This is a genomic window from Legionella lansingensis (genome assembly GCF_900187355.1).
GTDB lineage: Bacteria > Pseudomonadota > Gammaproteobacteria > Legionellales > Legionellaceae > Tatlockia > Tatlockia lansingensis.
Genome location: NZ_LT906451.1, coordinates 2,697,845 through 2,717,440 on the forward strand (window position 1 = coordinate 2,697,845; position 19,596 = coordinate 2,717,440).

A 19,596-nucleotide genomic window follows, 5' to 3' on the forward strand; every position below is an offset into this window, starting at 1 on the left:
GCGATCGACCTTGGAGTATACTCTCCATTCATAACTTCAAAAAAAATAATAATGACCAATCACCTCCTCTTTCATATTTTTATTTTTCTTGCGGCGGCTTGTATTGTTGTCCCGCTAGCAAATCGCTTCAAACTTGGTTCAGTATTAGGATACCTCATCATCGGTATAACAATAGGTCCTTTCGGCTTTAGTCTGATTGGTAATGCTGAGCAAATCATGCATTTCGCAGAATTTGGTGTCGTCATGATGCTATTTATTATAGGGTTAGAATTAGAGCCTACAAGGCTATGGCAGCTTCGTAAGGCCGTTGTTGGATTAGGTGGGCTGCAAGTCATTTTTACCACGTGCATACTTATGAGTCTTGGAATTCTGGCAGGCTTTGCCTGGCGAGTCAGTTTAGCCGTTAGCCTATCTTTAGCTTTGTCCTCTACAGCGCTGGTTTTACAAATCTTGCAGGAAAAGAATCTAATGCGCACAGCAACCGGTGAAACGTCCTTTGCAGTTCTGCTGTTTCAAGATATTGCTGTCATTCCCATTCTTATCCTTATGCCTATGCTGGCGTTGCCAGGTGACATGATTAAGGTAACAACCCATAGCTCTACCGCTTTAAGCGGTTGGGCACACGCAGGTTTGGTAGCAGGTATTATGGTCGCAGTCATTTTAATTGGTCATTACCTCTCTCGCTATTTTTTTTACATGATTGCAAAAGCAAATGTCCGTGAAGTCTTTACTGCATCTTCTTTGGCATTAATTGTTGGGGTTACCTTAGTGATGCAAGTCGTGGGTGTCTCACCAGGACTTGGAGCGTTTGTTGCAGGTGTCGTATTAGCGAACTCTGAATACAAGCATACCTTGGGAACAGACATTGAGCCATTTAAGGGCTTACTCCTCGGCTTGTTTTTCATTTCCGTAGGGATGAGTATGAACTTTGAGCTGTTGTCTTATCAGCCCATTCAACTCTTAACTACAGTTTTGATCTTGCTTACAATGAAGACTTTAGTACTTCTAATTCTGGGTCACTATTTTGGGTTAACTCAGTTACAAACCATTGGCTTTGCATTACTTCTTTCCCAGGGAAGTGAGTTCGCATTTGTCTTATTGCAATTTGCCAGAACAACACATGTTATAGGAAGTGACCAGGCCAGTTTCTTCACTTTGGTTGTTGCCCTCTCCATGGCCACGACTCCCATCCTCATGCTTATATTTCAGCACCTCATTGTCCCTCGCTTTCTAACCATATTACCGACACATCAATTTGATTCAATTGATAAACAACAACCGATTATTCTTGCTGGTTATGGTCGTTTTGGACAAATTATCGGACGTTTTTTGAATGCTCAAGGCATTGATATCACCATTTTGGAAAAGGATGCCGATCAGGTCAGCTTGCTCAGGAAATTCGGCTTTAAAGGCTATTTTGGTGATGCCTCACGCCTTGACTTACTTAGGAGCGCTGGAGCAGCCCAGGCTAAGCTCTTGATCGTGGCAGTAGATGACCCAGAAACTAGCCTTGAGATCGTCAAATTGGCCAAAGAGGAATTCCCACAATTAAAGATATATTCGCGAGCACGCAATCGTCGTCATGCCTATGAATTAGACAAAGCCGGAGTAGATTATTTCAAACGTGAAACATTCGACTCCTCATTAAGCATGGTAAAAGAAATTATGAAATTCCTAGGTTACAGTGAGAAAGTGGTAGAAAAAAATGCGCAGTCATTTGCTGAGCATGATGAAACAGCGTTGCGCCAATCATTTGCATTTTTCGAACAGGAGCACGAATTAATTAGTTTTTCACGCCAAGCAACTGGGGAGTTGGAAAAGATTCTTCAGGATGATCAGCGCTCTCAATGAGCTTTGTTAGAATAGTCTTACTGGAAAGAGTGCTGCCAAACTGATATCAATAGCGTTATGTCAAGCGTTCTCGAATCCCCGCGGCATCGACCGCGGGGGTCCATGTCTGGACATGGATACCGCGGTCAAACCGCGGTAATTCGAGAATAGAAAATACATTAACTCAACGCCATACTTCTTCTAAGACTTTATGCTTTTTCCTTAAAACGAGCAACGCTGGCGTTTATTTCTTGCCAAGCAGATTCTGGTCCTTCCCAACCATCAAGCTTTACCCACTTGCCTTCTTCTAAATCTTTGTAATGTTGGAAAAAATGCTCTAACGTTAGCAGAAAAGGACGAGGTAGATCACTATACGTTTTCACAGATTCATACATCTTGGTTAGTTTGGTGGTTGGCACAGCCACTAATTTCGTATCAACGCCAGCTTCATCAGTCATCTTAAGCATACCAATAGCACGGCACGGAATTACCGCACCATGGATCAATGGTACCGGCGTGACGACCAGAACGTCGACAGGATCACCATCTTCAGATAAGGTATTGGGAACATAGCCATAATTGGCAGGATAATACATTGCTGTGGTCATAAAACGATCGACAAACAAAGCCCCTGTTTTTTTATCCACTTCATACTTCACTGGTTCGCCATGCATAGGAATTTCAATGATAACATTGATTTCTTTCGGTATATCACGACCACTGTTAATATCCTTTAAGCTCATTATTTCACCCGGTCTAAATTAAACGACGCAATAGTAGCGCAAAACCATTTTAAAAGGCAAAAATAAGCGCGTAATCAGCTAGAATAAATTTAGGGATGTTCCCTAGATAACAACTCCTTTTCTAAAGGATGGGCGATTAAAGTGCGGTTTTCTTGGCCGACGCCCCGCGGCTTGTCCGCGGGGTCCATGAATCTTCAAGATCACTGGATCCCGCGGTCAAGCCGCGGGACGTCGAGAATTATTGAGAATAAACCTTAAAGATTGGAGTAGTTTTTATCTTGATTAAGTCGAGGTATAATCTCAGGTTAAGTCAAAACCATCAGGATGATTATGAGTTGCTTATTTTGTGAGATTGTGTCTGGGGAAATTAAAGCGGATGTCATATTTGAAACCCCAGAAATCATGGTTATTCGCGATATAAGGCCGCGAGCACCGACACATTTATTGCTGATCCCTAAAAAGCATATTGCCACGATCAATGATGCAGATAGCCAAGATGAGCAGTTATTAGGTCGCATGATACTAACAGCAAAAAATATGGCAAAAATCGAGCAACTCAGCGAGCAAGGATATCGCTTAGTTTTTAATGTTAATTCAGGTGGCGGGCAGGAAGTTTACCACATTCATTTACATCTACTGGGCGGTCGACAGATGACTTGGCCCCCGGGCTAGGATTCATATAATGCAGGAATTATATAAGCAAATCTTAAAAAGAATTGGTGAAGACCCTGAGCGAGAAGGGCTCCTTGATACTCCAGAACGAGCAGCAAGTGCTCTTCAGTATCTAACAAAAGGCTATCATGAGCGGCTGGAAGAAATAATTAATGACGCGCTGTTTGAGTCTGACATGGAAGAGATGGTTATCGTCAAAGACATTGAGATGTACTCGCTGTGCGAACATCATTTACTTCCTTTTCTTGGTAAATGTCATGTCGGTTATATTCCTAATGGAAAAGTATTAGGTCTATCCAAGGTAGCACGGATTGTTGATTATTATGCTCGCCGATTACAAATCCAGGAACGATTAACAACAGAAATTGCTAATTGCATAGAATCAATTACCGGGGCACGCGGCGTAGCAGTGGTCATAGAAGCGAAACATCTTTGCATGATGATGCGTGGTGTTGAAAAACAAAACTCAACCATGACTACTTCCGTGATGCTCGGTGAGATGAGGGCTAATGCTTCCAGCCGCAGTGAGTTTTTGCGCTTGATTGATTGAGTATATTCTCTAGGTTCAGCGGTTATAATGACAAGCAAGCAAATTTTTTGCTAGGATGGCATGTTTTTAACCTATAGAATATTGGAGATGCTGTGAGAATTGCATTTTTTATCAGTAGCGTGGGTGATAGTGATTTAGCATTAAAAACAATTAAATCTCTAGAACATAAAGGTGATAATCATGAGACATTTATTATTTCGCTGACTAAAACTGCACAACAACGCGTGGAAGTTTTCCAATCACCCTCAACCGTAATCAAAACAACACTCCCTGAAATCCTTCAATCGGATAAAGACCTATTTCCCGAAGGGGTTTGTACAGAAAATCAGTTAGAAAAAGTAGAACTTTATATACACAGTCAACAGATTGATTATGCTTATTTTGGTGTACCCTCTATAAGCAATGAAATTCCATTTCAATTGGCAGAACGTCTCAATATACCCGTCTTAATGGCTTATGAATTCATGTTCAAACCAGAAACCCATTGCTTATGGAAGCACGTACCTATTTTGCAGCAAAAATCCAACGTGCAATGGGCACTTCCACTGGCTGATGCTCATGAGGATTTTCAAATTGACGACAAAAGCAAAATACACATAACGGGTCATTTAAGTATTGATAATGCTTATGCGATAAGCCCATCCAGCACAAGAAAACCTGAAGAGATCAAAGACATTTTAAACGTTCCAACGGGTAAATCATTGGCCTTTGTAAGTAGCACTACTCAGCCTGTCGAAATTGATGCAGGATTTTTAGATTGTTTATTAACGGAACTAAAACACCATCCAAACATGGAAGTCCGTCTTGGTCTTCACCCGGGAATCCAAAATATGGACGTTTATTTGGCTGAGATTTTAGCTATTTATAAAAAACATCCTGACGTCGTCGAGCAATTTAAAATTATTCTACCGGATAACTTGGTCAGTCGCGTTAAACAACCTGAATTAACCATCAATGCCCCCATGTTTCAGAATGCATTCTTAAGGGTTAATGTGACTGGTTCTGAGGCTGCGTCTGCGGCTTCCAGAATAGCACAAGCCGTCCCGGGTGCGCTGCTGAATCAAGCTGTATTGGAAGGCAAGCCAGCTTACTCACATTTAGGTAAACCTTACTTGCCTCGCCAATATTTTTCTAACAGTATTTCCTCATTTTTTGCAGCCGCTCCTAATCCTCCTCGTTCGAAAGAAGACTTAGGCTTAGATGAGAAAACAACACCAGAAAGATATGCTGAAATAATTACGATTAAAACCTGAAGTATCTGGCGCGCGCCTGGATCCCGCGAACATGCTTGCCCCACGATGTATGTGGGGACGGTATGCCGCACTGCCGTTAAGCGATTTCGAATCCCCGCGGCATCGACCGCGGGTTCCATCATATCAGTTTGGACATGGATACCGCGGTCAAGCCGCGGTAATTCGAGCAGAGTGAACAGGTGATATGTAGCGTTTTTAAAAGACACGCATCACGCCACTATTCTTCTTCCTGAGAATCACGTTCAACATCATTTGTTATTTCGGATTCTTCCTCAACTTTCTCTGATTTGGGGGTATCAGAAGCTTCTTCACTCACTTCCTTCTTTGCAGCTGGCTGAGGCTTGTCTTTCCATTCCAATTTCACGCGGCCCTGCTTATCTATTCCAGCAACAAAAACCTCTATTTCTTGTCCTTCAGTTAAAACATCTTCAACTTTTCCAGAACGGTCGCTGCAAATCTGCGAAATATGCAAAAGCCCATCTTTACCAGGCAGTAAATTAATAAAGGCACCGAAGTCTACAATTTTGCTCACTTTACCTTTATAAGTTTGGCCAACTTCAATTTCCGCTATTAATGCTTTTATTTGACATTGTGCTTCCTCTAAAGCTGCTGCATCAGGAGAGAATAACTGCACTACCCCACTGTCATCGATATCGATGGAAACCCCGGTACTTTCACTCAGTCCTTTGATAGTTGCCCCACCCTTACCTATAATAGTACGGATCTTATCTTCAGCTACTTTCATCGTAACGATCCTTGGAGCATGTTTAGATAATTCTTCTCGATGTTCAGATAATGAATTATTCATCACACCCAGAATATGAATTCGTCCTGCTAAAGCTTGATCCAAGGCTTGTGACATAATCTCTTTTGTAATACCGGTAATTTTAATGTCCATCTGCAAAGCAGTGATCCCCTTCTCTGTACCAGCTACCTTAAAGTCCATATCACCTAAATGGTCTTCATCACCGAGAATATCTGTTAGTACAGCAAAACGATTGCCTTCTTTAATCAAGCCCATAGCTACACCAGCTACAGGAGCCTTAATAGGAACGCCAGCATCCATAAGTGCTAAACTCGTGCCACAAACGGTTGCCATTGAGCTTGAACCATTTGATTCGGTGATCTCTGAAACCACACGTAAAACATAGGGGAATTCAGCAGCTGAGGGTAATACAGCCATTAAACTACGTTTAGCCAAACGACCATGACCAATTTCACGACGTTTTGGACTGCCGACCATTCCTGTTTCACCCACAGAATATGGAGGGAAATTATAGTGCAGCATAAATCTGTCTTTTGTTTCCCCTGTTAAATAATCGAGTATTTGCGCATCACGTTCATTTCCTAGCGTTGCTACCACAATAGCCTGGGTTTCGCCGCGAGTAAACAAAGCAGAACCGTGCGTTCTTTCCAATATTTTGGTACGGATATTGATGGGGCGTACTGTTTTTTGATCCCGACCATCAATACGTGGTTCGCCGTCAAGAATACGTTTGCGAACGATGTTTTCCTCCAGCTTGGCTAGCATATCAGCAGCAACTGCACAATTAAGTTCCGGTTGCTCAACCAACAAGCTCTCAACAACTTGTTGTTTAACCTCAAGCAAACGCTGACGACGTTGCAGTTTGTCCTTGATTAAATAGGCATCAGCAATTGGAGCAGTCGCTAATTCAGCAATGCGTGATTGTAAGTTGCTATCAACTTGCACAGGAGCCCAATCCCACGCCGGCTTACCAGCTTCTTTTGCTAATTCATTTATCGCCTGAATGACGCCTTTCATCATTTCATGGCCAAATAAAACAGCACCAAGCATGACTTCTTCGCTTAATTCACGCGCTTCTGATTCGACCATCAAGATAGCGTCTGCGGTACCTGCAACAACCAAATCCAGATCAGACTCACCTATGGCTTTATAGCCTGGATTTAATAAATAAATACCATCCTTATAACCCACGCGAGCAGCACCAATTGGGCCATGGAACGGGATCCCTGAAATTGCCAAGGCAGCTGAGGCAGCAACCATGGAAATAATATCCGCAGGAACCTCTGGATTAAGCGAGAAAACAGTTGCAATAATTTGCACTTCATTATAAAAATTCTCGGGAAACAGCGGTCTTAAGGGTCTATCCATTAACCGAGAAACCAATGTTTCATGTTCACTTGGACGTCCTTCCCGTTTGTTAAATCCTCCTGGAATCTTTCCTGCTGCAAATGCCTTTTCTTGATAGTTGACGGTCAAAGGGAAAAAATCGCTGCCTGAAGCCACATCTTTGTTCCCAACCACTGTTACTAACACTTGCGTGCCATTCATACTAGCAAAAACAGCTCCATCAGCCTGTCTTGCTATTTCACCGGTTTCTAATACCAGCATATGCTCGCCAAACCGTACCTCTTTAGTGATTTTAGCCACGTAAGTCACCCCTTAAAATTCGTTATAATAAAAAGGCGCAGAAAACTGCGCCTTTCATTCTGACAAGAAAATCTGATCGGTTGACACTAAGCTCTAAAACGCCTACGTGACACTCCCGGGTCGAGTCCGGGAGTTGTACCGTAAGAATTTTCGAGGAATTAAATAAATGAATCGTCAACACACCTATTAATAAGAATCTCGTAAACCTAAATTTTGAATCAAAGCCTGATAACGAGTTTGATCAGTTTTTTTCAAATATTTGAGCAGCTTGCGACGTTTATTTACCAGCTCTTGCAAGCCACGTCGAGAATGAAAATCTTTTTTGTGATCTTTAAAATGTTCAGTTAAATATTTAATACGACCTGTCATCAAAGAAACTTGAACTTCAGGTGAACCAGTATCCTTATCACCTCGTTTAAATTCATTGATAATTTCTGTTTTTTGTGCGCTAGTTAGCGACATATGCACTCCTAGATAGCCAAGTGTTCTTTCAAAGGGAAGCATTCTACCAAGGCAGATTCGTTGACACAAGTATTAGCTAATAATTTGTGCAATTTTATTGAAGTTGCCTATTTTTTGCTGGCCTTGATCTTTTCCGCATTGCCGACGAAGGTCGGCATCCATAAATATTTTAAAAATCATCTGGATACCGGCTTTCGCCGGTAATTCGCCAGGAATAACCAACTACTGCAGACTAGTCTTTTGATGCTGGATCTGTCAGCAATCGCTTGACTATCAGGGTCTTTGAGGGAAGAACTTCCCCAAGCCCTATGAAGTTCCCTGTTTCGTCATAAAGACGAAGATAACCTTCCACAGAATAGTGTTCTCTACTTTGTAGCACGCGCCCTTGGCGTAGTACTATTACTTCGCTATCAGTTAAGGTAATCGCAGACAAATGGCGTACAGCCCGATCTGTGGGCAACAGGTAGTGGAGCAACTCATGAGAAGGTTTATGTTCTAATTCGTTTAAACTAAACATCCTTTCATCATCGAAGCCTGCTGTATACAAACGATGGAGTCTGGTTACGTGAGCTCCTATGCCAAGAGAATTACCTATATCCTCCACCAAATTGCGAATATATGTACCCTTACTGCAGGAAACCATGATATCGAACTGCTTACCATCAAAATGTTTTAATTCCAGTTTGAAGATATTCACCTCTCGCGCTGGTCTTTGTAACGTGATTCCTTTTCTTGCATATTTATACAGCGGAACCCCTTTATGTTTAAGGGCAGAAAACATTGATGGTGTCTGCTGAATCGTTCCTATGTATCCTGCCATAACTGCAAGCAATTCAGCCTCTGAGACATTAAAGTCTACATTTTGCTCTATTATCTCACCCAGAGCATCCCCAGTGTTGGTTTTAATACCGAGTAAAGCACTTGCTTCATAGATTTTATCAGCATCTAAAAGATACTGGCTAAACTTCGTTGCTTCGCCAAAACAAATAGGTAACATGCCTGTAGCCAGCGGGTCGAGACTACCCGTATGTCCAGCTTTTTTTGCTCGGTATAAGCGTTTTACTTGTTGCAATACCGCATTTGAGGACAGACCTTGTGGTTTATTTAACAGCAAAATTCCGTTTACTGACTGATCGCACTCAACTCTGTTACTCTTCATCATCGTTGTTAGGCGGATTGGCCTCGTCGATTAATCGGCTCAATCGTTTGCCGTACTCTATTGATTCATCATAAACAAAATGAAGTTGAGGAACCGTTCTTAGCTTAACCGTTCTAGCCAGCGCAGTACGTAGATAACTTGCCGCCGCATTAAGGATGGAGGCAGTTAAATCAATATCACCGCTTAAGACCGTAAAATAAACTTTGGCATGCCCTAAATCTGCGGATACCTTTACTCCTGAGATAGTGACAAAGGCAGGCAGTCGTGGATCTTTTATCTCCTGCTGGATTATTTGCGAAAGTTTGCGTTGCATCATTTCAGCAACGCGGTCTGTTCGCTTAAAATCAGTCCTCATAAACCCCGCTTTATTTCAATTGTTTCAAAAACTTCTATTAAGTCACCAGGTTTTACATCATTGTAGTTCTTCACCCCAATTCCACACTCAAAGCCTTGACGGACTTCAAGCACATCATCTTTGAAGCGCCTGAGAGATTCTAGGGTACCTTCATAAATAACAACATTGTTTCGAAGTACACGAATAGGATTATTTCGCTTCACCACACCTTCTATTACCATACAACCAGCAATTGCTCCTAGTTTCGGCGAGCGGAAGACGTCACGTACTTCAGCAATACCAACAATTTCTTCTTTAAACTGAGGTGCTAACATACCTGACAAGGCATTTTTTACCTGATCGACAATGTCATAAATCACGCTGTAATAATGCAATGGAACAGATTCTTGCTCAGCCAGTCGCTTAGCTCCCGCGTCTGCGCGAACATTAAAGCCAATCAAAATCGCATTGGAAGCAATAGCCAAATGGACATCTGATTCAGTGATACCACCGACACCGCTGGCGATAATCTCCACTTTAACTTCATCAGTTGATAGCTTAACCAAGGCATCAGCAATGGCTTCTGCAGAGCCTTGTACGTCGGCTTTAAGAACCACATTGAGAATCTTCGTTTCCGCAGAGGCCATGTTTTCGAAAATTCCTTCCAAGGACGTTTTTTGCTTTCTTGCCAACTTCACATCACGGAATTTACCTTGACGGAATAAAGCCACCTCACGCGCTCTTTTCTCATCCGGTACAACAATAGCCTCATCTCCAGCATGAGGGACTGCTGACAAACCTAACACCTCAACAGGTATAGAGGGGCCAGCACTATCCACTTGATTACCACTGTCACTAACCAACGCGCGAACACGTCCATATTGCAAACCGGCCAGAAGAATATCTCCCCTTTGCAATGTTCCACTCTGAACCAATACTGTTGCTACTGGACCACGACCTTTATCAAGACGAGATTCAATGACCACACCTTTTGCAGCACCATCAGTAGTTGCTTTCAACTCCAAAACTTCAGATTGTAGTAAGACAGCATCTAAGAGTTCGTCAATACCTAACCCGGTTTTAGCTGAAATCTGCACAAACATCGTGTCACCACCCCAAGCCTCAGGGATTACCTCATAATTAGACAATTCATTCATCACACGATCAGGATCAGCATCGGGTTTATCCATTTTATTGACGGCCACAATGATAGGAACGTTAGCGGCCTTCGCATGCTGTATTGCTTCAATTGTTTGTGGCTTCACACCATCATCTGCAGCAACAATAAGGATGACGATATCAGTTGCCTGCGCTCCACGCGCCCGCATCGCGGTAAACGCGGCATGACCTGGCGTATCAAGGAAAGTAATTTCTCCTTTCGGTGTGCTCACATGATAGGCACCTATGTGTTGCGTTATACCACCTGCCTCACCAGCAGCCACTTTTGTACGTCGAATATAGTCAAGCAAAGACGTTTTACCATGATCCACATGTCCCATGATCGTCACAACGGGGGCACGCGACTCGGTATGACTTCCCTTGCTAATGACATCGCCTAAAGTATCCTCAATCGCATTTTCCTTCAGTGCTCGTGGCTTGTGTCCCATCTCTTCGACAACAATCACAGCTGTGTCTTGATCAATCACTTGGTTAATGGTGGCCATAGCGCCCAGTCCCATCATGGCCTTGATCACTTCAGCCGCTTTCACAGACATTCGCTTGGCGAGTTCAGCAACAGTGATCGTTTCAGGAATCATGACTTCATGCACGACCGGTGCTGTTGGCATGGCAAAACCATGCGTTAATGCTTCTTCAGCTTCTCTGTATTTTTCAGATTTCTCACCCTTACGTTTTTTGGGCTTATGACGTTTCTGACGAACTTGCATGTGTTCATCCTCGTCATGTTCCGGAGCCATATACCTATTTCTTTTCTTTCCTCGTTTGAAGTCGGAATCTGAATCAGCGTCTTTCTTATCGACGTGCTTCTTCTTGCTAACCTTTTCAACTTTATCTTCTATAACCTCTATGGGCTTTTCTTTGGGTGCCACTTCAACAACCGCTAGCTCTTCTGTGAATTTCTCCGTTTCACTGGGCTTTTCCATAGCCTCCACAGGCTGCTCAATTTGTTCTACTTGTTGAGATTGTGTTTCTTGCGATGTTACAGCACTTTCCTCAACCAAGGCATCGGCAGTGCTAACTTCTGTTTCTACCGTTTCCACTGCCTGCTCAGCCGTGGCCGCATGATTCACTTCAACTTCCGGCTCCGCTTCATGTTGTTGTTCAAGCAAACTACTTCGCTTGACATAAGTCCGCTTTTTACGAACTTCAACATTAACAGTTTTACCACTATGCATGTCATGGCCGACAGTAACCTGTGTGAGACTTTTGCGTTTCAAAGTGATTCGCTCGGGAGAAGAACGATTTTCTCGACTTGCACTACCTTTTAAATAATTTAACAAGATCCGTTTTTGATCTTCATTTACCGTTTGATTATCGTCAGTAAAAGCTAATCCCGCTTCCTGTAACTGGTCTAATAGGCGTTTAGCAGGGATACCAACGACTTGAGCCAATTGTTTAACCGTCACATCCGCCATAATTTAACCCCCTTTCAGCAGTCTCCAAAAGAAACTACTCTCTAAAATTCTAATGCTTACAAGCTTGATAAGTATCACAGCTTAACTGCAACACTTATGCTTTAGTTTTCCGCTAGCCTTAAACAAGTTAGGTCAACAATAAACCTGCCGTTTGGCTCTATTGGAACCACGGTTCCCGTGCTTTCATAATCAGCTTAGCGGCTTTCTCTTCTGTCATGCCTTCAATATCTATTAATTCATCCACTGATTGTTCCGCTAATTCTTCCATTGTAGTTATACCTTTAGCGGCTAAACGATTCGCTAAAGCATCCGTCATACCTTCCATAGTTAATAAAGAATCAGATGGAGTACCGGCTAGCCCTTGGCCTGAAGTTAATGCTTGTGTTAATAAGATGTCATTAGCACGATTTCTTAATTCATCAACGATTTCCTCGTCAAATTCCTTAATTGCCAACAATTCTTCTTTGGGGACATAAGCAATTTCTTCAAGCGAAGAAAACCCATTTGCCACCAAAAGACTGGCGATTTCTTCATCCACTTCCAAGGTAGAAGTAAACAAGTTAATAATTTTACCGGATTCTTCTTGACTCTTGCTGTTAAATTCCTCAATTGTCATAACATTTAGGGTCCACCCAGTCAATTGACTAGCTAACCGAACATTCTGGCCATTACGCCCAATGGCTTGAGATAATTGGTCTTTTTGCACTGCCAGATCCATCGTATGGCTATCTTCGTCTACTACAATAGACGTAATATCCGCTGGTGCCATTGCATTAATGACTAATTGTGCAGGGTTATCATCCCATAAAATAATATCAACACGCTCCCCACCAAGTTCGCTAGACACAGCTTGTACACGAGCTCCTCGCATACCTACACAAGCTCCCACAGGATCGATGCGACCATCGTTGGTTTTGACAGCAATTTTGGCTCGATTTCCTGGCTCTCGTGCAGCAGCCTTAATTTCGATAATATTTTCCCCAATTTCTGGGACTTCTATCCGGAATAATTCTATGAGCATTTCATTGCGGATCCTGCTAACAAATAGTTGAGGCCCGCGTGCCTGAGAAACAATATCATATAAATAAGCGCGTACTCGATCATTTGGCCTGAACATTTCATTCGGCAACATTTCAGCTCTCGGCATAAACGCTTCTGCTTTACCGCCTAAGTCAATAATGATGTTATCGCGAGTTACCTTCTTGACAGTACCATAGATCAGCTGTCCCAGTTTATTTTTAAACTGATCAACAACTTGTTGTCTTTCAGCTTCACGAACTTTTTGCATAATCACTTGACGAGCCGTTTGTGCAGCTATCCTACCAAATTCAACAGAAGGCATAGGTTCTTCAATTCGACCACCGACCGTTATTGAAGGTGAACGTTCTTTTGCTTGTGCAAGTGTCAGTTGTCTTTCTGGGAACTCCAACTCTTCATCAGGAACGACATCCCAATAACGAAATGTTTCGTATTCACCGGTTCGAGGGTCCAATTTTACCCTCACACCAATATCTTTATCTGTTAGCTTACGAGTAGCGGATTCAAGGGCCGTTTGGATTGCTTGTAATACAACATCCTTGCTAACACCTTTTTCATTAGATAATGCTTCAGCAACTAATAACAATTCTTTACTCATTGTTCGCCTCACTCGCCTGTCAAATTTGCTTTTACTATTTGGGTAAATTGCACTTCTAGCTGCTCGTCACCAATTTTCAATATCAAAATATCATCGTTAACCGATACAATAGTGCCAGATAAATTACGGCTACCATTGATAGGTTTAAATAATTTAAGCCGAATATCTTGTCCTATATATCGCCTATATTGTTCTTTATTGAAGAGTGGGCGAGGAATCCCAGGGGAAGACACCTCCAAACTATAGTTTCCCGGGATCGGATCTTCAACATCTAGAAGAGCACTAACCTGCCTGCTAACTCTCTCACAGTCTTCGATATGAATACCATCTTCTTTATCAATATAAATACGAAGCAAAGAATGTTTTCCTTGTGGCAAGTACTCACAACCCCAAAGCTCATATCCTAAATCCTCAATAAGAGGTTTTAATAACTGCTCAATCTCGTTTTTTATCATATGTACCCGTCCTACTAGTCTCAGTAGGCAGCTATTTCGAAATGATTATCATCTGAGTCATCGTGATGAATCTGGCGTGCCTATCATTACTTCTTTTTAGCACCTTTGAAGGTATCTTTCAGAGAAGTAGGTTGTGTAACATCGTCCGACTGAAGCTTTCAATAGGCTTCTTTCAAAACGCTACAGCGAGTCTCAAAAGAAGCCTAATCGACCATTTACCATTTAAACATAATAAAAAACCCCATAAATGGGGTTCAGAATAGTGGTAGCGGGGGCAGGATTTGAACCTACGACCTTCGGGTTATGAGCCCGACGAGCTACCAGGCTGCTCCACCCCGCATCAACTGAGGGCAAGTATACTCACCCTTATTCTAGTTATCAAGCTTTTTTTATTGCTTTATTATGAGCCAGATAGCCACCATCAATTTTAAATTTTAAAAATAGAAGATAGAACACTATTTTTCAAGTATGAAAGGGATTTCTTGCTAAAAATCGAATTACCATGGCTTAACCACGGTAATTCGATGTTCTAAGGGCTACCCAGAAAAAGCAGCAACACAAGCTGAAATTAATGCGGACGGAAATATACCTAAGAATAGCAATGACAGACAGTTTGCGGAGAATATTAGATTCATTGCACCTGAAAATCGGATCTGAGTACTATCAATTGCTTCATCAAAATACATTACTTTAACAATACGAACATAATAGTAAGCTCCGACAACAGCAAAAATCAGGCCTAATACTGCTACCCAAGTTAAATGCACGTCAACCAACGCTTTGAGGACAAGTAATTTTGTAAAAAAGCCAACCGTAGGTGGAACTCCAGCCATAGAAAACATAACGATGAGCATCATAAAAGCGAGCCAAGGGTTGCGCTTGTTAAGCCCTTTCAGATCATCTATAGCTTCCACTTCGACACCATTCTTAGATAACAACACAACTAGACCAAAAGCAGCCACAGTCATAATTGCATAAACGACAATATAGTAAAGGGCTGCTGCATAACCTGCTGGATTCGCTGCCAGAACCCCAAACAGAGCATAACCCATATGCGCAATCGCCGAATAAGCCAGAAGCCTTTTGATATTGGATTGAGTAATTGCAAGCAAATTTCCAAGTCCAGTAGAAAGCAAAGCCATAACCACCAGCAAGTGTTGCCATTGCACTGCTGCATCAGGCAAGCCGAGGGTTAATAGTCTCAACGCCATTCCGATTGCAGCAATTTTAGGACCAGCACTTAGAAAAAGGGTGACGGAAGTTGGTGCTCCTTGGTAAACATCAGGCGCCCACATATGAAAAGGCATTGCCGCTAATTTGAAACCAACACCAGCCAGGATGAATACCAGAGCAAAGGACAAAAGGGTATTTTGTTCTTGCCAGTTAGCAGCCACGGCATTGGCAATATCAAGTAGATCCAGTTTGCCTGTTGACCCATATAATAATGACAAGCCATACAACAACATGCCAGAGGCAATAGCTCCCATAACGAAATATTTCATGGCAGCTTCTGTTGCATCACTGTTACTTCGTCGAATTGCTGTCATGGCGTAAAGAGGTAAGGAAAGTAGCTCTAGACCAAGATAAATGGTTAATAATGAATGTGCAGAAACCAATACCATCATGCCTAAAGTAGAAAATAACCCTAAAATGTAGTAATCACCTGATGGTATTTGGCGTTCATCTATATAATGCCTTGAATAAAGAAAGGATAAAAAAACACTCATATAGATAAATAACTTCATCAATTGAGCCACATCATCACTGATAAATAACCCGCCTAGAATTGTTACCTTATAGCTACCCAAAAAGAGAAAACTAACACAGGCAGCCAAAGCAAGGCCGATCTCGGCACAAATGAACGCCATTGAAGGATAGCGGTGCCGGAAAAAAAGATCAGCCAGCAAGGCAATACATGTTGTAACTAGCATAATCATTTCAGGCAAAGCAATATGTAGATTCTCAAGTAATGCTGTCATGTCTATTAACCTTGCTAATTATAATTTTGATTTATCCGCTAAAGCCAAAGTATGGCTTACTGATTGATGAACATAGTCAAGCACCGGTTTTGGATAAACACCCATTCCTACGACCATAATGGCTAGAAGAACATAAGCGCTTGTTTCAAAGCCAGATAAGTCGCGTAACGCAGCTACCTTATCATTGGCAATGGGGCCAAATATAACGCGCTTATACATCCACAAAGTATAAGCAGCACCAACAATCAAAGTAATAGCAGCCCAAAAAGCCATCCAGAAGCTCGCTTTGACGCTACCTAAGATAACCATAAATTCACCAACAAATCCTGAGGTACCTGGCAAACCCGCGTTGGCCATGGCAAAAAGCATGAAAAAAGAGGCAAAGACTGGCATGGTATGCACAATGCCGCCGAAATCCTTTATTTGTCGTGTGTGCATGCGATCCATAATGAAGCCTACGCCAGCAAACATCGCACTGGAAATAAAGGCATGTGAAATGATGACAATAATGGCGCCTTCGAGAATCAGAGCCGCATTGCTTAGACCTGACTGATGAGCGATTGCATAGATGGCGAAACAACCTAATGTCACAAAACCCATGTGAGAAATGGAAGAATAAGCAATCAGGCGCTTCATGTCTTTTTGAATAATAGCCACCAGACCAATATAAACCACCGCAATTAAAGATAGCGTTATCATTACCATGGCATATTTGCTACAAGCATCTGGCACAATGGGCAGAGAAAAACGAATAAAACCGTATGCGCCTAGCTTCAGAAGAATTGCAGCCAGAACAATTGAGCCCCCAGCAGGTGCCTCTGTGTGAGCATCTGGTAACCAGGTATGTACTGGGAACATGGGTATCTTTATGGCAAATCCCAGGAAAAATGCAATGAATATTAACGTCTGTGCTGTCATGCCTAGCTTGAGTGCATAAAAGGTTTCAATTTTAAACGACCCTCCTACATACCCCATATAAAGGAAGGCCGCCAACATTAAAACTGAACCCAAGAAAGTATATAAGAAAAATTTAATGGCAGCATAGACACGATTTTCATGACCCCATATACCAATAATCAAATACATGGGGATCAAAGTCGCTTCCCAAAAGATATAGAAAACGATGGCATCAAGTGCCGCAAACACACCTACTAGCAAGCCTTGCATAATGAGGAAGGCAGCCATATATTGAGCCACGCGTTTATGAATGCTGTCCCAAGTGGCCAGAATGACGATGAGAGTAGTAAATACCGTTAGAACAATGAGCAGCAAAGATAATCCGTCTATGCCAAGACTGTAGTTTATCCCCAGCGCTGGCATCCATGAATATTCACTTACAAATTGCATGACCTGTGTGTTTAAATCAAAGCCTGTTATCAAAGGAACACACATTATCAGCGTTAATAACACCGTAAATAGCGATAAATAACGCGATACATTGGGGTTATCATCATCGCCGGTGAGAAATACAAACACTCCACCAATAATAGGTAACCAGATCAATAAATTGAGCAAATGTTGCATACCTTCACCTTATAAATCAGCCTAATAACAACCAGCATAAGAAAACAAAAAGACCGATAATCATAACCGTTGCATAGTGGTATAAATATCCACTTTGAATGGCACGCCCTCTTTGAGCAAACCATCTTACCGTGCGACCAGTTCCGTTAACGACTATTCCATCAATAAGCCTTTGATCACCGGTGTCATAAAAGAAACGGCCAAGTGCTTTTGTACCAGGAACGATGACACGCTCATTAAAGGCGTCAAAGCCATATTTATTAACAAGAATACGGTAAGGCCAAGAGAACCTTCGAGCAAGGGTGGCGGGAATTGATGGTATGGCAATGTAGCAAATCCAGGCAATGAAAATACCGGCTATTGTGATCCAAAAAACCATTGTTGTAACCGCGTGTAATGCTTCCTGCCAAGGCGAAAAAACTTCTCTAGCAAGCTCGCCTAGCACATTATGCTGTGGTAAAACAAACAATGACTTGCCTATCAACGTAGGAGTATCAAAAAGCATTGGCATATAAAGGATATAACCAATGATGACTGAAGGAATGGCTAATACCACTAAAGGCAGCCATACGACCCAAGGCGATTCATGAACATGTGATAATGTATGCTCATCCATTCTTGGCTTGCCATGGAAGGTCATGAACAAGGCACGGAAAGTATAAAGAGCAGTTACCATCGCTCCAGCAGCCACACAAAAATAAGCATAGCCGCTGCCAGGAATATCAGACAGTTTTGCGGCTTCAATAATTGTATCCTTAGAATAGAAACCAGCAAATGGCGGAATCGCACAAAGTGCTAAACTGCCAATCACAAATGTAACATAGGTAATGGGCATCTTATTCCATAGTCCACCCATCTTACGCATATCCTGCTCATGGTGCAGACCGATAATAACTGAACCTGCACCCAAGAAGAGCAGGGCTTTAAAGCAAGCATGTGTTAATAGATGAAAAATTCCGGCACTATAAGCTGAAGCTCCCATCGCGACCATCATATAGCCTAATTGTGATAAGGTTGAATAAGCCACCACTCGTTTAATATCGTTCATTACTATGGCAAGTATGCCAGTAAACAAAGCCCCAGTCGCACCAATGACCAAGATGGTACTTAGTGCGACGGTTGAGAATTCCACGAGTGGTGAAATTCTTGCAATCATAAATACTCCAGCAGTAACCATGGTTGCTGCATGGATCAAAGCGGAAATGGGTGTAGGACCTTCCATAGACTCAGGTAACCAGACATGTAGAGGAACTTGCGCCGACTTCCCCATGGCACCTAAAAAGAGTAAAAGACAAATAACGGTAATCAAAGACCACGCATAGCCAGAATATAGCTCTATTGTTTGACCAGCCAAGGCTTTTGCACTGTGGAAGACGGTTTCATAATCAAGGCTTCCCGTGTAGGCTAAAATCAATCCTATCCCTAAAACAAAGCCAAAATCGCCCACACGATTTACAATAAACGCCTTTAATCCACCTGCGATCGCTGACTCTTTGTTATACCAAAAACTGATTAATAAATAAGAAACTAGCCCCACTCCTTCCCAGCCGAAGAACAATTGCAAAAAATTGTTTGCCGAGACCAGCATTAACATCATGAAGGTAAATAGTGAAATATAGCTGAAAAACCTTTGGTAACCATCATCATCAGCCATGTATCCGATGCTATAAATATGCACCAAGAAAGACACAAAAGTAACAATAACTAACATGACAACAGTTAAAGGATCGATCAAGAAACCAACGTGAAAAGCATAGGGAAACAAATTTCCGCCGCTAGCCCAGGTAAAAATATTAACGTTAACCGTGTCAGATGCTCCACTAAGAATGAGTATCGCAACATATACTGATAATAAGAAAGATAAACCCACACCAGCAATAGTTACTGAATGTGCTCCTACACGTCCTACTTGATTACGAAACAACCCCGCGACTACTGTACCAACCAGGGGTGCGAGAACAATTATGAGACATAGTTGTTGTATACTCACGT

Annotated in this window: 14 protein-coding genes, 1 tRNA gene and 2 pseudogenes; 4 read left to right on the forward strand and 13 right to left on the reverse strand. The window is 42.2% G+C overall.

Features of this window, described 5'->3' with window-relative positions; all coding sequences use genetic code 11:
* The first annotated feature begins 51 nt into the window (after positions 1-51).
* Positions 52-1,851, forward strand: coding sequence for a monovalent cation:proton antiporter-2 (CPA2) family protein (locus tag CKV79_RS12290; protein ID WP_028373225.1), 1,800 nt, complete (start codon positions 52-54; stop codon positions 1,849-1,851).
* 188 nt (positions 1,852-2,039) lie between these two features.
* Here CKV79_RS12290 and ppa read toward each other — a convergent pair whose 3' ends face one another.
* Positions 2,040-2,573, reverse strand: coding sequence for an inorganic diphosphatase (gene ppa / locus CKV79_RS12295; protein ID WP_028373226.1), 534 nt, complete (start codon positions 2,571-2,573; stop codon positions 2,040-2,042).
* A 330-nt stretch (positions 2,574-2,903) separates the two neighbouring features.
* Here ppa and CKV79_RS12300 point away from each other — a divergent pair, with 330 nt between their 5' ends.
* The 3 genes from CKV79_RS12300 (at position 2,904) to CKV79_RS12310 (ending at position 5,048) form a co-directional block, all read left to right on the forward strand.
* On the forward strand, positions 2,904-3,245 hold the full coding sequence (locus CKV79_RS12300) for a histidine triad nucleotide-binding protein (RefSeq protein WP_028373227.1): 342 nt from the start codon (positions 2,904-2,906) through the stop codon (positions 3,243-3,245).
* A 10-nt stretch (positions 3,246-3,255) separates the two neighbouring features.
* Complete coding sequence (gene folE, locus CKV79_RS12305) at positions 3,256-3,795, forward strand: GTP cyclohydrolase I FolE (RefSeq protein ID WP_028373228.1); 540 nt, start codon at positions 3,256-3,258, stop codon at positions 3,793-3,795.
* 92 nt (positions 3,796-3,887) lie between these two features.
* On the forward strand, positions 3,888-5,048 hold the full coding sequence (locus CKV79_RS12310; protein WP_028373229.1) for a hypothetical protein: 1,161 nt from the start codon (positions 3,888-3,890) through the stop codon (positions 5,046-5,048).
* A gap of 217 nt (positions 5,049-5,265) precedes the next feature.
* On the opposite strand, the gene pnp is transcribed toward CKV79_RS12310, so the two are convergent.
* From pnp to nuoL, 12 genes and pseudogenes are all read right to left on the reverse strand, one after another.
* Entirely contained in the window at positions 5,266-7,461 is a 2,196-nt protein-coding gene (gene pnp / locus CKV79_RS12315; RefSeq protein ID WP_028373230.1) for a polyribonucleotide nucleotidyltransferase, read from the reverse strand.
* Positions 7,462-7,647: 186 nt separating this feature from the next.
* On the reverse strand, positions 7,648-7,923 hold the full coding sequence (gene rpsO, locus CKV79_RS12320) for a 30S ribosomal protein S15 (protein WP_028373231.1): 276 nt from the start codon (positions 7,921-7,923) through the stop codon (positions 7,648-7,650).
* Positions 7,924-8,155: 232 nt separating this feature from the next.
* The gene (truB, locus tag CKV79_RS12325; protein WP_028373232.1) at positions 8,156-9,082 is read right to left on the reverse strand and encodes a tRNA pseudouridine(55) synthase TruB; all 927 of its coding nucleotides are present in this window, start codon (positions 9,080-9,082) and stop codon (positions 8,156-8,158) included.
* On the reverse strand, positions 9,072-9,437 hold the full coding sequence (gene rbfA, locus CKV79_RS12330) for a 30S ribosome-binding factor RbfA (protein WP_028373233.1): 366 nt from the start codon (positions 9,435-9,437) through the stop codon (positions 9,072-9,074). Before rbfA ends, truB begins: the two co-directional genes overlap by 11 nt.
* A pseudogene (gene infB / locus CKV79_RS12335) lies at positions 9,434-11,425 on the reverse strand (translation initiation factor IF-2); the annotation flags it as partial. The pseudogene infB and the gene rbfA, both read right to left, overlap by 4 nt.
* A gap of 266 nt (positions 11,426-11,691) precedes the next feature.
* Positions 11,692-12,010, reverse strand: a pseudogene (locus tag CKV79_RS14205) (translation initiation factor IF-2 associated domain-containing protein); the annotation flags it as partial.
* A 157-nt stretch (positions 12,011-12,167) separates the two neighbouring features.
* Positions 12,168-13,646: a transcription termination factor NusA gene (gene nusA / locus CKV79_RS12340; RefSeq protein ID WP_028373235.1), complete on the reverse strand. Its 1,479-nt coding sequence runs from the start codon at positions 13,644-13,646 to the stop codon at positions 12,168-12,170.
* A gap of 8 nt (positions 13,647-13,654) precedes the next feature.
* Positions 13,655-14,101 carry a ribosome maturation factor RimP gene (gene rimP / locus CKV79_RS12345; protein ID WP_028373236.1) on the reverse strand — a complete coding sequence of 149 codons (447 nt, stop codon included), beginning with the start codon at positions 14,099-14,101 and terminating at the stop codon, positions 13,655-13,657.
* A gap of 263 nt (positions 14,102-14,364) precedes the next feature.
* Positions 14,365-14,441: transfer RNA gene (locus CKV79_RS12350), tRNA-Met, on the reverse strand.
* A 196-nt stretch (positions 14,442-14,637) separates the two neighbouring features.
* Entirely contained in the window at positions 14,638-16,080 is a 1,443-nt protein-coding gene (nuoN, locus tag CKV79_RS12355) for an NADH-quinone oxidoreductase subunit NuoN (RefSeq protein ID WP_028373237.1), read from the reverse strand.
* Between the two features lie 18 nt (positions 16,081-16,098).
* Positions 16,099-17,604 carry a complex I subunit 4 family protein gene (locus CKV79_RS12360; protein ID WP_028373238.1) on the reverse strand — a complete coding sequence of 502 codons (1,506 nt, stop codon included), beginning with the start codon at positions 17,602-17,604 and terminating at the stop codon, positions 16,099-16,101.
* Between the two features lie 16 nt (positions 17,605-17,620).
* Positions 17,621-19,594, reverse strand: coding sequence for an NADH-quinone oxidoreductase subunit L (gene nuoL / locus CKV79_RS12365; protein WP_028373239.1), 1,974 nt, complete (start codon positions 19,592-19,594; stop codon positions 17,621-17,623).
* Positions 19,595-19,596: the final 2 nt, after the last annotated feature.